This window comes from Parahaemophilus parainfluenzae (assembly GCF_001055095.1).
Lineage (GTDB): Bacteria > Pseudomonadota > Gammaproteobacteria > Enterobacterales > Pasteurellaceae > Haemophilus_D > Haemophilus_D parainfluenzae_Z.
The window spans coordinates 40519-53782 of record NZ_JVHG01000015.1; the positions used below are offsets into that span (position 1 = coordinate 40519).

General features: G+C 39.4%; 15 protein-coding genes. 4 read left to right on the forward strand and 11 right to left on the reverse strand.

The features are described 5' to 3' along the window. The first annotated feature begins 151 nt into the window (after positions 1-151). Genes ADA56_RS04065 through ADA56_RS04080 form a run of 4 tightly spaced genes read left to right on the forward strand, consistent with a single transcriptional unit; the run spans position 152 to position 3610 of the window. Complete coding sequence (locus ADA56_RS04065; RefSeq protein ID WP_049369420.1) at positions 152-1033, forward strand: metal ABC transporter substrate-binding protein; 882 nt, start codon at positions 152-154, stop codon at positions 1031-1033. After that, entirely contained in the window at positions 1033-1929 is an 897-nt protein-coding gene (locus tag ADA56_RS04070; protein ID WP_049369422.1) for a manganese/iron ABC transporter ATP-binding protein, read from the forward strand. The genes ADA56_RS04065 and ADA56_RS04070 overlap by 1 nt, the downstream gene beginning before the upstream one ends. A 3-nt stretch (positions 1930-1932) precedes the next feature. Further along, on the forward strand, positions 1933-2784 hold the full coding sequence (locus ADA56_RS04075; RefSeq protein WP_049369424.1) for a metal ABC transporter permease: 852 nt from the start codon (positions 1933-1935) through the stop codon (positions 2782-2784). Then, complete coding sequence (locus ADA56_RS04080; RefSeq protein WP_049369426.1) at positions 2777-3610, forward strand: metal ABC transporter permease; 834 nt, start codon at positions 2777-2779, stop codon at positions 3608-3610. The genes ADA56_RS04075 and ADA56_RS04080 overlap by 8 nt, the downstream gene beginning before the upstream one ends. Positions 3611-3644: 34 nt before the next feature. Here the strand turns inward: ADA56_RS04080 and rlmC are convergent, their stop codons facing one another. The 11 genes from rlmC to rpmH form a co-directional block, all read right to left on the reverse strand. Then, positions 3645-4817 (reverse strand): 23S rRNA (uracil(747)-C(5))-methyltransferase RlmC, encoded by a 1173-nt coding sequence (rlmC, locus tag ADA56_RS04085; protein WP_049369427.1) that lies wholly within the window; start codon positions 4815-4817, stop codon positions 3645-3647. After that, positions 4814-5857, reverse strand: coding sequence for a beta-N-acetylhexosaminidase (gene nagZ / locus ADA56_RS04090; RefSeq protein ID WP_049369429.1), 1044 nt, complete (start codon positions 5855-5857; stop codon positions 4814-4816). The genes rlmC and nagZ overlap by 4 nt, the downstream gene beginning before the upstream one ends. Before the next feature lie 3 nt (positions 5858-5860). Beyond that, positions 5861-6208 (reverse strand): DUF1425 domain-containing protein, encoded by a 348-nt coding sequence (locus tag ADA56_RS04095; RefSeq protein WP_049363082.1) that lies wholly within the window; start codon positions 6206-6208, stop codon positions 5861-5863. After that, entirely contained in the window at positions 6208-6558 is a 351-nt protein-coding gene (gene hinT / locus ADA56_RS04100) for a purine nucleoside phosphoramidase (protein ID WP_005695575.1), read from the reverse strand. Before hinT ends, ADA56_RS04095 begins: the two co-directional genes overlap by 1 nt. Before the next feature lie 100 nt (positions 6559-6658). Continuing rightward, positions 6659-8536: a peptidylprolyl isomerase gene (ppiD, locus tag ADA56_RS04105; RefSeq protein ID WP_049369431.1), complete on the reverse strand. Its 1878-nt coding sequence runs from the start codon at positions 8534-8536 to the stop codon at positions 6659-6661. Between the two features lie 67 nt (positions 8537-8603). Beyond that, positions 8604-9161, reverse strand: a complete 558-nt coding sequence (locus ADA56_RS04110) for a manganese efflux pump MntP family protein (protein WP_049369432.1) — start codon at positions 9159-9161, stop codon at positions 8604-8606. A gap of 10 nt (positions 9162-9171) precedes the next feature. Next, a complete protein-coding gene (gene mnmE, locus ADA56_RS04115) occupies positions 9172-10530 on the reverse strand; it encodes a tRNA uridine-5-carboxymethylaminomethyl(34) synthesis GTPase MnmE (RefSeq protein WP_049369433.1) in 1359 nt (452 codons plus the stop codon). A 127-nt stretch (positions 10531-10657) separates the two neighbouring features. Continuing rightward, on the reverse strand, positions 10658-12286 hold the full coding sequence (gene yidC / locus ADA56_RS04120; RefSeq protein ID WP_049369435.1) for a membrane protein insertase YidC: 1629 nt from the start codon (positions 12284-12286) through the stop codon (positions 10658-10660). Continuing rightward, entirely contained in the window at positions 12286-12549 is a 264-nt protein-coding gene (gene yidD / locus ADA56_RS04125) for a membrane protein insertion efficiency factor YidD (RefSeq protein ID WP_005695569.1), read from the reverse strand. The genes yidC and yidD overlap by 1 nt, the downstream gene beginning before the upstream one ends. Further along, complete coding sequence (rnpA, locus tag ADA56_RS04130; RefSeq protein ID WP_049369437.1) at positions 12504-12872, reverse strand: ribonuclease P protein component; 369 nt, start codon at positions 12870-12872, stop codon at positions 12504-12506. Before rnpA ends, yidD begins: the two co-directional genes overlap by 46 nt. Positions 12873-12884: 12 nt before the next feature. Continuing rightward, entirely contained in the window at positions 12885-13019 is a 135-nt protein-coding gene (gene rpmH, locus ADA56_RS04135) for a 50S ribosomal protein L34 (RefSeq protein WP_005539760.1), read from the reverse strand. Positions 13020-13264: the final 245 nt, after the last annotated feature.

Consider the following 13264-nt stretch of genomic DNA (forward strand, 5'->3'; position numbering starts at 1 on the left):
ATTTCAAAAAGAGCGGTCAATTTTGCACAAAATTTTCCGCTTTTTAATTTTAATCACCTATCGATTTGATAATTATTTTCATTTAAAAAGCTTGTAAAAAATGATATTATTATGCAGAATGCTAATTCATCATTATTTTTAAGGAGATCTCATGAAGCATTTATTTAAAAGCCTATCTGTTATCGCTCTAGGTTTAGCAGCTTTACAAGCCGAAGCGAAATTTAAAGTGGTGACCACATTTACGGTTATTCAGGATATCGCACAAAATGTTGCGGGCGATGCCGCGACGGTGGAATCTATCACCAAACCTGGTGCAGAAATTCACGAGTATGAACCGACCCCTAAAGATATTGTAAAAGCTCAATCTGCTGATTTAATTTTATGGAACGGATTAAATTTAGAGCGTTGGTTTGAGCGTTTCTTCCAAAATATCAAAGATAAACCAGCCGTTGTGGTAACCGAAGGCGTCACGCCACTTTCTATTTATGAAGGCCCTTATAAAGATGCCCCTAACCCACACGCTTGGATGTCGCCATCTAATGCGTTGATTTATGTCGAAAATATCAAAAATGCATTAGTTAAATACGATCCGCAAAATGCTGATACTTATCAAAAAAATGCAGCGGCGTATGCAGAAAAAATCAAACAACTCGATAAACCTTTACGTGAAAAACTCGCACAAATTCCTGCCGACCAACGTTGGTTAGTGACCAGTGAAGGTGCCTTTAGTTATTTAGCGAAAGATTACGATCTCAAAGAAGGCTATTTATGGCCAATTAACGCTGAACAACAAGGTACGCCTCAACAAGTACGTAAACTTATCGATTTAGTGAAAAAAAATCACATTCCAGTGGTATTTAGTGAAAGTACCGTGTCAGCCAAACCTGCTCAACAGGTAGCGAAAGAAAGCGGTGCTAAGTACGGTGGCGTACTTTATGTCGATTCTCTTTCTGCCGCTGACGGTCCTGTACCAACTTATATTGACTTACTGAATGTCACTGTATCCACCATAGTCAAAGGATTTGAAAAATAATGACTGAACTTTCCGCTTCTATTTCCGTTAATGATGTAACCGTACGTTACAACAACGGGCACACTGCAATTTATGATGTTACCTTTGCATTACAAGGGGGAACAATCTGTGCTCTTGTCGGCGTAAATGGGAGCGGAAAATCAACGCTATTCAAAAGCATCATGGGCTTAATCAAGCCACAGCAAGGCAATATTGCGCTTTGTGGTTTGCCAATTAATCGAGCGTTGAAACAAAATTTGGTTGCCTATGTGCCGCAAGCGGAAGAGGTCGATTGGCAATTTCCAGTCTCCGTTTATGATGTTGTCATGATGGGACGCTACGGCTACATGAATTTCCTACGCATTCCAAAAGCTGAAGACAAACAAAAAGTGCTCGAAGCGATGCAACGAGTAAACATCGAGCATTTAGCTGAACGACAAATCGGCGAGCTTTCTGGTGGACAGAAAAAACGCGTATTTTTAGCTCGCGCGTTAGCACAACAAAGTAAAATTATCTTACTCGATGAACCTTTTACAGGTGTGGATGTTAAAACTGAGAATGCCATTGTGGAACTCCTTCGCCAATTACGTACTGAAGGCCATTTAATTTTAGTTTCCACCCACAATTTAGGCTCTGTACCAGACTTCTGTGACCAAGTGGTAATGATTAACCGTACTGTGATTGCTGCCGGTAAAACAGAAGATACATTTAATCAGCATAATTTGGAAAAAGTCTTTGGTGGTGTATTACGGCACATCAAATTATTGGGTGAAGATCTGCATAATGATGAAGATAAACGTGCAGTCACCGTGCTTACGGATGATGAGCGCCCTGTTGTCTTCTATGGCGAAACCAAAAATGATCCGCCTGCAACGGCTGTAAAATCCTGTCGTCTACCTCCGTCTGACAAGGAATAAGTCATGCTTGAATATTTACTGGAACCTTTCTCCTATGAATATATGCAAAAAGCCATGTGGATAAGTGCCGCAGTTGGTGGCATTTGTGCCTTTCTTTCTGCCTATTTAATGTTGAAAGGCTGGTCATTAATTGGCGACGCGCTCTCTCATTCCGTGGTTCCGGGTGTGGCGATAGCTTATGCCTTTTCACTCCCCTATGCTTTAGGTGCTTTTTTTGCCGGAATTTTGGCCGCACTTTCCATTTTATGGATCAAATCCATTTCTAAACTCAAAGAAGATGCCGTTATCGGCTTTATTTTCAGCACATTCTTTGCCTTGGGATTGTTGATTATTTCTCTGAATCCAACTTCAATAAATGTGCAAAACATCATTCTCGGTAATATCCTCGGGATTGCTGATGAAGATATTTATCAAGTAGCTATCATTATGTTGATTTGCTTGGTCTTATTGCTTATTTTTTGGAAGGATCTGTTACTGATTTTCTTTGATGAAACACAAGCAATTACAGTTGGACTTTCACCACTGTTTTACAAAGTTCTCTTTTTTACACTCTTGAGTGCTTGTGTCGTTGCGGCATTACAAACTGTCGGGGCGATTTTAGTGATTGCGATGGTAATCACACCAGGCGCAACCGCCTATTTACTTACTGACAAGTTCAAAACTCTTATCAAAATTGCCGTAGCATTAGGCGCAATCACTGGTTTCGTCGGTGTCTATTTAAGCTATTATCTGGATGGCGCAACAGGTGGTGTCATCGTAACATTACAAACCTTGTTATTTTTATTGGCTTTTCTATTCTCGCCCAAATACGGATTAATCAGTCAAAAACGACGTAAGGTGGTGGATTATGACTGAGATGTTCACTATTTTCGTTGAGCCATTTCAATTTGCCTTCATGCAAAATGCGCTACTCACCGCATTAGTGGTTGCCGTGATTTGTGCACTACTCTCTTGCTATTTGGTGTTGAAAGGATGGTCATTGATGGGCGATGCCATTTCCCATGCTGTACTACCTGGGATTGTCTTGGCTTTTCTAGCGGGTATTCCATTAGTGATTGGTGCCTTTATCTCAGGTATTGCCTGTGCCTTAGGGGTAGGTTATTTAAAAGAGAACAGTCGAATCAAAGAAGATACCGCGATGGGAATTGTATTTTCGGGAATGTTTGCCATTGGGTTGGTGCTGTTCACTAAAATCCAAACCTCACAACATCTTACACACATCTTATTCGGAAACGTACTGGGTGTAAGCCAACAAGAGCTGATTCAAACGGCTATCATCGCCTTGATCATTTTTATTTTACTTGGATTAAAGCGTCGTGATTTTCTGCTTTATTGCTTTGATCCTAGCCATGCTCGCGTTGCGGGTCTCTCGCCTAAATTATTGCATTATGGACTACTCACCCTGCTTGCACTCACCATTGTGAGTACGATGCAAGTTGTTGGGGTGATTTTGGTTGTAGCCATGCTAATTGCACCGGGCATCACCGCGCTAACCTTAACAAATCGCTTCGATAAGATGCTTATTATCGCTATCATCAGTGCTGTAACTGCAAGCCTACTAGGCGTCCTACTTAGCTATCATTTTGATGCGTCCACTGGTGCATGCATTATTTTGTTACAAGCTTTATTTTTCTTAATTGCCCTGGTTTATAGCAAAATAAAAGTGCGATTAAATTTTTAAATAAAAAAAGCTAACAGAGATGTTAGCTTTTTTATTAGGAATTGAGTTTCAGCAATGTCAGTACTTCATAATGCGCTGTATGCGGGAACATATCAAATAATTGAATTTGAGTAAGTTTATAATTGGTTAGATGCTGCAAATCTTTTCCCATGGAAATCGCATTGCAACTGGAATAAAGAATAAAGTGCGGTTGCATTTCATTGAGAAATTCAGAAAGTTCCTTTCCGATGCCTCGACGAGGCGGATTGACGATCACTAAATCGGGTTTGTTTTCATCTTGTGTTAAAGCAAAATTAGCCGCATCCAAAGATTGGAATTTAACGTTGTTTAACCCTAACACCTGGGCGGATAGAGTCGCCGCTTGAATAGCTGATGGGGAAATTTCAATCCCAGTCAATTCCACTTCTTGTTGATGTTTATCTTGTAAAGCTTTGGCACAATGAAGTCCAAAACCACCTGCTCCACAAAAGAGATCCCAAAGTTTAGTAATCGGCAAATCTTGCACCCAATCTTGCGCCGTTGCATATAATCCTTGTGCTACTAGTGGGTTCGTTTGAAAGAAACCTTGAGGGCGAATAAAGAGCGGAATACCATTAAAACTTTCCAATAAAGTATGTTGGTTCGTCAAAAAGATTTCTTTCTCACCTTCTAAGATCGCTGCATGTTGGGGTTGGATATTCACACTCACCACTTCAAGTTGTGGTAATTTTTCCAATAGCCCTGCAAATTCACGTTGAATTAACGGCAATTTAGTTTCTGAACGTAATACAAAACGCAACATCAATTTTTTTGTATGTTGGCTTTCTGTGAGCAGAATATATTTGAGCTCACCTTTTTGTTTAGCCACGTTATAAGGGACTAAACCAGCGCGCCCAATAAAATCTTTTATAATTGGGAATATCTCTACAAAGCGTTGCGGATAAAGCGGGCAATCACATAAATCCACCGCACTTTGTGGATCATTCGGGTCTTGTAAAATACCTAAAATAGGACGTTCCACCGCGCCACTTACCACCATTTTCGCTTTATTACGAAAGGCATACTCGGAGGAATAAAAAGGCGGATGCCAAATTAAATTATCACAATCTAATTTGGCAAGTTGTTGTTTAAGATCCTCTTCTTTCTTGGCGAGTTGCTGCTCATAAGGCATTTCAAGCCATTGACAAGAACGGCAATCGCCTTTTTGATAATGATGGCAATCAATCATTTAGAAGCAAGCCACTCTTGTTGAAGTGCGGTCAGTTTTTGATGATTTTCAATCCAACGAGAAGTTTTGATGAGTTCTGACCAATCAAAGGATTTTTGTTTAAAGAGCGATTTCAAGCGAGCTTGGCGTGCTGCAAAATGCTCTGTGGTTTCCTCTAACTTCAGATTATCAAGCACTTGGATGACACCTTCTCGTTCATTACAAAGCAATAATAAGTCACAACCAGCATTCAAGGCTTTTTCACTACGAGCCACAAAATCCCCCATAAAACCTGCGCCCTTCATGCCTAAATCATCAGAGAAAATCGCCCCTTGGAAGCCCAACTGTTTACGCAAAATTTCTTTTAACCAATAAGTCGAACCACTTGCTGGCTGGCTATCACATTGTGTATAAATCACGTGAGCCGGCATAATCGCATCAAGCTTACTCTGTTGAATTAACTGCTGGAATGGCAAAATATCATGATTAAAAATCACTTCTTTTGCACGCTCATCATAAGGGGTTTCAAGATGAGAATCGGCTAAAACATGACCATGCCCAGGGAAATGTTTTCCCGTTGTTGCCATGCCTGCTTGGTGCATACCATCAATAAAAGCAGCCGCCAAATTGACCGCACTTTTTACATCACAGCCAAAACTACGATCACCAATCGCACGACATTCATGACCCAAATCCAACACCGGAGCAAAACTTAAATCAATATCTAGCGCCACCATTTCAGCCGCCATTTGCCAACCCGCTTCTTTCGCTATTTTCTGTTGCTGAGTTGAATCCTTAACTAATGTCGCAAAAGCCTGCATTGCAGGGAGCTGAGTGAACCCTTCACGGAAACGTTGCACGCGACCACCTTCTTGATCGACAGTGATCAATAAAGGCTTTTTCACTCGTTGACGAATGGATTTAATTAACGCTTGAACTTGCTGACGATCATAAAAATTGCGGGTAAATAAAATCAACCCAGCAACTAAAGGATGTTCCAGTAATTCAACTTCTTCTTGTTTGAGTTCATGACCTTCAAGGTCAATTAATAATGTGGACATAAACTATTGTAAGTAAAGACGATAATTGCTACTTTCTGTGCTTGGTTTTGGTAGTTCAAACACTTTCTTTTCTTGTGGTTGCAATAAAATATTGCCTGATTGGCTTTCTTGCTGATTCGGCCAAACTTGCGTTACACCTTGTGTGTTATACCAATAAAGATGGTAAAGAACATTGAGTTGTTGTGTAGTTTTATTTTTTAAAGCCGCTGTATTATCAGACAAATCAACATCTAAAGCCGGTGCTAAATTTGCCGCCATATTTAAAATTGGCTTATTGGTTCCCACAATATTTGGTGCAGATGAACAAGCCGTTAAAAATAATACCGTTGCTGTAATTAGGATCTTTTTCATTATTTCGCCAACATTCTACCTAAAGGTTCACCACCAACAAGATGCATATGAATATGGAATACTTCTTGTCCACCATGTTTATTACAGTTCACAATTAAACGATAACCGTCTTCGGCAATGCCTTCTTCTTTAGCAATTTTAGCCGCAACAGTAAATAAGCGACCCAAGGTAACCTCATCTTGTTCTGTCACATCATTCACCGTTGGAATCACTTTATTAGGGATAATCAAAATATGGGTTTTCGCTTGAGGTGAAATATCACGGAATGCGGTTACTAATTCATCTTGATAAACAATATTGGCCGGAATTTCTTTGCGAATAATTTTGCTGAAAATGGTTTCTTGAGCCATAGTCTTCTCCTTATTTTATATAAAAAAGTGCGGTCAAAATTTACCGCACTTTGCTTTTATTTTCCATCAGAAATTGATGATGAATGACATTTCAATCAACTTAGTGAGAGGCACCTTCTTCTGAATCATCTTGATTAATAAAGGTGTTATTAATCTCAATTTGTGCTTTTTCACGTAATGCTTGCATTAACTGTCCTTGCAATTCACCTTGACGTGCAAGAACAAGTTGAGTGCTAAATTTCGCTAATTCTTGTTCACTTAAAGTAGGCTCTTCTACACGTTCAAGAGCAACCACAACCACATCACCTTTGCTGTTACGAGCAACTTGATAAGCCGCTTTACCATCTTGTGGTTTTGCAATAGCAAATACACCTTCATAAAGCACTGGATCTTTATTATCTACTAAGGTAAAGGTTTGTGGCTCACCAAAGCTAATACCTGCAGGTAATTTGGTTGGATCGGCTGATAGCGCTTTAACCGCTTGCTCTGCTTTTTCAACTAATACTTTATCGGCTTTTTCACGTTTTAAGAATTGCTCAATCGTTGATTTTGCTTCATCAAGGCTTTGTAAACCTTCATCTTTGTGATCCACGACACGTACCACTACAAATTCATTTTCACCTACAGTTAATGGCTCAGAATTTGCACCGCCGTTTGCAATATCAGATTCAAAAATAGCAGAAGTCACATTTGGGAAATTTAATGCCGCAGGGACATTATTTTTACCAAAGTAATCCGTTTCTTCCACTTTCACGCCTGCCGCTTCAGCTACCGCAGCTAATGAATCACTACTTTCTGCTGCTTTTTCACGAACCGCTTTTTCTACTGCTTGGAAGCGGCTTTCTGCTAAGTTTTTACGTACAGTCTCTGCGATTTGTTCTTTCACTTCTTCTAAAGTACGTTCTTTACGATCTTGCACTAAAATAATATGGTAAGCCCCATCCACATTAACCGGTGTGCTGTATTGACCAACATTTAACAATAATGCTGCATCTTCAAAGTTTTTCGGTAATTCGTTGTCTTTTACCCAACCTAATTCACCGCCTTGAGCACCAGAAAGTTTATCAATGGATTTTGTTTTTGCTAACTCAGCAAAATCAGCGCCTTTTTGCAGTTCTTGATAAACGGCATCCGCTTCTTTCTCAGTTGATAATTGAATATGTGCTAATTTTTGGCTAATGAATTGCGCTTTATTTTCTTGATAATATTGCGCAATTTGCGTTTCAGTTACTGGTTGTAATTTACCTAATGCATTTGCTGAGACGCGAATATATTGGACTTTAGCCTGTTCAGGTTGAACAAGTGATTTCGCATTCGCATCGTAATACGCTTTAATTTCTTCGTCCGTCACTTTTTGTTTTGCAATTTCATCGGCTAATGGAAGAGTTGCAAGACGAGCGATACGTTTTTGGAAAAAGACTTGTGCATTATCTTTGACTTGAGCCGGCACGACAAACTCACTGTCCGCCAAACCGTTTTGCATTTGTTCAAGTGTTAATGCATTACGTAAAATAGCCGCATAAGTATCGGATGTTAAACCATTTTGAGTCAATAATTGTTGATAACGCGCGTTATCAAATTTACCATTAGATTGTAAGTTAGGATCGCTCACAATCGCACGTTTGATCATCTCATCACTTACACCTAATTTTAATTCTTTCGCATATTGACGGATTAATTCTTGATCCACCAAACGTTGAATTAAATTTTGACGAAGTGCAGTCACAAATTCCACAGAGTCAGTTTTTGCTAGGAAGCTCTCGCCTTCTTGTTGAGCTCGCGCTTCAAACTCTTGGTTATAACGATTTAAGAAATCTTGTTGAGAGATAGTCTCGCCATTTACTTTTGCCGCAAAACTCTCACTGCTGCTATACAGATAACCTGACATCCCACCAATCAAAAATGAAACTGGAATTAAAGCAAAGATCGCTTTTCCGATAAAGCTATGGGCGATGCCATGCATTTTTTCAATTAACATTCAATTATTACCCTTTTAAAAAAGACAAAGTTCGTAAGATTATAATCTAAAAGGCGAAAATTCGCACTTAAAAAACACCATGTTCGTGTAGGATTTTCACAGCCATGACTAATAACACTAAACCGCCAAAAATCTCTGCTTTGCTTTTGAATTTTTTCCCTAAAAAATGACCGCTCTTTACACCAATAAAAGAGATGACAAAGATGATTAAACCAATGATAAAGACAGCCAACAAAATGTCCACGGAAAGAAAAGCAAAAGAGACACCAACGGCTAGCGCATCAATGCTCGTTGCCACACCAAGTGTTAGTAGGTGCTTTAAACTAATCAATGAGGGTACAGGTTCATCATCTGAGCTCAGCCCTTCTCGAATCATATTCACACCGATAATCGCAAGTAAAGCAAAGGCAATCCAATGATCCCAATTTTGAATCATCTGACTAAATTGAAGCCCAACAACATAGCCGATTGCGGGCATAATGCCTTGAAATAGTCCAAAACAGCATGCAATGGCCAGTGCTTGTTTCCACCGAAAAGCGCGCATTGCCAAACCTTTGGAAATGGATACCGCAAATGCATCCATAGAAAGCCCCAAAGCTATGACCCACAACATATGAAAAGTCATAACCTAAAACCTATTTTCCAATACAAAAAGAGCTGAAAATGTTACCGAGTAAATCATCCGAGGTAAATTGCCCCGTAATTTCACTGAGATTAGCTTGTACTAAACGAAGTTCTTCCGCCAATAATTCACCTGCATGAAACTCGGTTAATTGGACTAATCCAATTTGTAAATGTTCTGCCGCTTTTTCTAAGGCATCAAGATGACGACGTCGCGCTAAGAAACCGCCTTCCATGCCAGTTTGGAAACCCATCACCTGTTTTAAATGCTCACGTAATAAATCTACGCCTTGATGTGTTTGAGCCGATAAACAAACGGTCGTTGTTCCATTTTCTTCTTTTAGTCCAACTGTCTCGCCGCTTAAATCTACTTTATTGCGGACAATGGTCACCGGCATATTACTTGGCAATTTTGATAAAAATTCTGACCGCACTTTTTCAATATTTTGGCTATCAGGATCGCTACTATCTAACATTAAGATAATACGGTCGGCTTGCTCAATTTCAGTCCACGCACGTGAGATCCCGATACGTTCAACTTCATCTGTCGCTTCACGAAGTCCTGCGGTATCAATAATATGTAAAGGCATGCCATCAATATGAATATGCTCACGCAACACATCACGCGTTGTCCCTGCAATATCCGTCACAATAGCCGCTTCTCTACCCGCTAAAGCATTCAGTAAACTTGATTTACCTGCATTTGGACGACCGGCAATCACCACTCTCATCCCTTCACGTAAAATTGAGCCTTGTTTCGCTTCGCTACGGACTAAATCAAGTTGATTGATGATTTCTCGTAATTTTGCTTCGATTTTACCGTCTGCCAAAAAGTCAATTTCTTCATCGGGGAAATCAATCGACGCTTCCACATAAGTACGAAGATAAATCACGGAATCCACTAACTGATTCACTTTATTAGAAAATTCACCTTGTAATGATTTTAATGCTGAACGAGCAGCTTGCTCCGAAGTGGCATCAATTAAATCCGCGATCGCTTCTGCTTGAGCTAAATCTAATTTATCGTTTAAAAAAGCCTGTTCAGAAAATTCACCTGGACGTGCAAGACGAACGCCATCAAGTTGTAAGATTCGTTTTAGCAACAAATCTAATACCACTTGTCCACCATGGCCTTGTAATTCCAGTACGTCTTCACCAGTAAAGGAATTAGGTGATTTAAAATAAAGCGCAATACCTTGATCTAAAACTGTGTCATCAGCATCTTTAAAAGGTAAATAGTCTGCCATTCGTGGTTTAGGACATTTACCTAGTACCGCTTGTGCAACCTCAACCGCTTTTGGGCCTGATACACGCAAAATACCAATACCGCCACGACCAGGCGCTGTCGCTTGTGCGACGATTGTTTCTTTCATAAAAACTCACTAAAAATTGACCGCACTTTTATCTGCGATAAAAAAATGAGAGGGCGCATTAATACGCCCATGTGATTATATATCAATCAATGATAGAAAAAAGGCATCTTTCGATGCCTTCTATCTGTTATTTTTTACGGGTATGTAACCCTTTTTTCTCTAAACCACGGTAGATCATTTGTTGTTGTACGATAGTGATTAAGTTAGACACTAACCAGTAAAGTACTAGACCTGCCGGGAACCAGAGGAAGAAGAACATGAAAATCAACGGCATAAAGTTCATCACTTTTTGTTGCATTGGATCGGCAACTGGTGTAGGTGACATTTTTTGTAACAAGAACATTGATCCACCCATTAAGATTGGGAGAATGTAGTAAGGGTCTTGTGCAGATAAATCTTGAATCCAACCAAAGAATGGCGCATGGCGAAGTTCAACAGCTTCCATAAACGTCCAGTATAATGCAATGAAAATTGGCATTTGGAGGATTAATGGTAAGCAACCGCCAAGTGGATTTACTTTTTCTTCTTTGTAAAGTTTCATCATTTCTTGGCTCATACGTTGGCGATCATCACCAAAACGTTCACGCATTTCTTGCATTTTTGGTTGCAACATACGCATTTTCGCCATAGAAGTGTATTGTGCTTTTGTAAGCGGATATAAAATCGCTTTAACCACTAAGGTGACACAAATAATTGCCACACCCCAGTTAGATACAATACTTTGAATGAAAGTTAATAACCAGAATAATGGTTTCGCGATAAACCATGCCCAACCATAATCAACAGTTAAGTCTAAGTGGTTAGCCACTTCAGCCATTTTGTTTTGTAATTTCGGACCTGTCCATAATGAGCTGGTAATAGTCTCTGTTGCACCTGCTGGAATAGAAACGACTGGACCACGATAACCAATAGACGCAACGTTATTTTTGCTGTCTGTAATACTATAAAGTTGGTTATTTACATCTTGATTTGGGATCCAAGCTGATACGAAATAGTGTTGTAAAATAGCAACCCAACCTGCTTTGGTATCGATAGAAAGATTTTTGTCTTTCATATCGCTGAAGCTGTATTTTTTGTAATTGGTTTCTGAAGAAGAATACGCACCACCGGTATAAGTAGGCATTGCCACGTTACCGCTGCTTTCAACTAATGTGTGTTTTAATTGGCCGTAAGGTTCAACTTCAATTGTGCTACCACTTTGGTTCACAATTTCAAAGTTAACCCCTACATCGTAGCTATCGCGTTTTAACACAAAGATTTTATGATAAGTCACACCATCTTTTTCAAATGTTAATGGCACAGAAAGTTCATTTTGACCTTCTGCTAATTTGAAATTATCACCCGTAACTTGATATTGCGCGCGACCTGCTTTTGTATCGATCCCGTCTTTACCAATTAAACCGCTTTGTGCAATGTAAACATGCTCGTTTGTATCTTTTAACAAGACGAAAGGTTCTTTTGAACCTAATTCCGCATCATATTTTAATAGTTCAGAACTGATTACATCACCACCTAATGTATCCACTTTCAAACGGAGTACATCATTTTCTAATGTGATAATTTGACCTTTTGTTTGTGAATCTGCCACTACTTCAGCAGATGAAGAAGAACTTGCCGGGACATCAGAAGAGGCGGCTGTTGTTTGTTCCGTGGTCTGTTGTTGAACAGGTGGATTTTTATCAAGTTGCCATTGCTGATAAACAAGGAAAGAAATAAAGAGTAGTGCAAGCACTAATAGGCTACGTCTTGAGTCCATTATTTTTTCTCATCGTTATTATTAATCTTTTTCGGCGGAACAGGATCGAATCCACCGGCGCTTAAGGGGTGACATTTTAATACACGTTTTAGCGTAAGCCAACTACCTTTTAACAATCCATGTGTTTTTAACGCCTCAATACCATAGCAAGAACAGGTTGGCACAAAACGACAACGGGGCCCGATTAAAGGGCTAATCGCTACTTGATAAAACTTAATTAAAGCGATGAGGATTTTTGTGCCAAACGAATGTGACGTGCCCATAATTTATCCAAAGTTTGTAAAAACGTTTTATTATCAAGCTGACCAATGCCACGTTTCGCCACAAAGACAAAGTCACAAGAAGGCAAATTATGTTGGGATAAACGAAAACTTTCACGAACTAAACGTTTGATACGATTACGATCATGTGCTCGTTTAAGATGTTTTTTAGCCACAGTTAAACCTAAGCGTGGATGCTCAAGATTATTTTTGCGTGCGAGAATGGTAATTTCAGGGGTGCTTGCTCGAAACGGTTGTTCGAAGACATTTTTGAATTGAGTGGGAGTTAACAATCGTAACTCCCGAGAGAAGTTTAGCTTAATCACTAAAAGAGGTGATTATGCAGATAAACTCTTACGACCTTTAGCACGACGACGAGCTAAAACTTGACGGCCGTTTTTAGTTGCCATACGAGCACGGAAACCGTGAGTACGGCTACGTTTTAATACAGAAGGTTGAAATGTACGTTTCATTGTAATCTACCTAAATCAAAATGGTTTACTGTTTTGATATTCAAAACACAACAAGGGTTATAAAAAATAGACCGCAATTTTAATCATAAATTGGGCTTTCGTCAAATAAGAAAAGAGAAAATTCCGAAATAATCTTCTGTTTCTTCTAAAATCGTGGGGATTATACGGATTTTGGACAAAATCTCAAGCAACCTTTTTGTCTTTTTTTGACGACCAACAGAAGATCTTTTGCCTAAATTATTGTA

Bases quoted from the DNA above. Each gene is read 5' to 3' on its own strand.
- ADA56_RS04065 (WP_049369420.1), top strand. From the start codon at position 152: ATGAAGCATTTATTTAAAAGCCTATCTGTTATCGCTCTAGGTTTAGCA.
- ADA56_RS04070 (WP_049369422.1), top strand. From the start codon at position 1,033: ATGACTGAACTTTCCGCTTCTATTTCCGTTAATGATGTAACCGTACGT.
- ADA56_RS04075 (WP_049369424.1), top strand. From the start codon at position 1,933: ATGCTTGAATATTTACTGGAACCTTTCTCCTATGAATATATGCAAAAA.
- ADA56_RS04080 (WP_049369426.1), top strand. From the start codon at position 2,777: ATGACTGAGATGTTCACTATTTTCGTTGAGCCATTTCAATTTGCCTTC.
- rlmC (WP_049369427.1), bottom strand. From the start codon at position 4,817: ATGATTGATTGCCATCATTATCAAAAAGGCGATTGCCGTTCTTGTCAA.
- nagZ (WP_049369429.1), bottom strand. From the start codon at position 5,857: ATGTCCACATTATTAATTGACCTTGAAGGTCATGAACTCAAACAAGAA.
- ADA56_RS04095 (WP_049363082.1), bottom strand. From the start codon at position 6,208: ATGAAAAAGATCCTAATTACAGCAACGGTATTATTTTTAACGGCTTGT.
- hinT (WP_005695575.1), bottom strand. From the start codon at position 6,558: ATGGCTCAAGAAACCATTTTCAGCAAAATTATTCGCAAAGAAATTCCG.
- ppiD (WP_049369431.1), bottom strand. From the start codon at position 8,536: ATGTTAATTGAAAAAATGCATGGCATCGCCCATAGCTTTATCGGAAAA.
- ADA56_RS04110 (WP_049369432.1), bottom strand. From the start codon at position 9,161: ATGACTTTTCATATGTTGTGGGTCATAGCTTTGGGGCTTTCTATGGAT.
- mnmE (WP_049369433.1), bottom strand. From the start codon at position 10,530: ATGAAAGAAACAATCGTCGCACAAGCGACAGCGCCTGGTCGTGGCGGT.
- yidC (WP_049369435.1), bottom strand. From the start codon at position 12,286: ATGGACTCAAGACGTAGCCTATTAGTGCTTGCACTACTCTTTATTTCT.
- yidD (WP_005695569.1), bottom strand. From the start codon at position 12,549: ATGGGCACGTCACATTCGTTTGGCACAAAAATCCTCATCGCTTTAATT.
- rpmH (WP_005539760.1), bottom strand. From the start codon at position 13,019: ATGAAACGTACATTTCAACCTTCTGTATTAAAACGTAGCCGTACTCAC.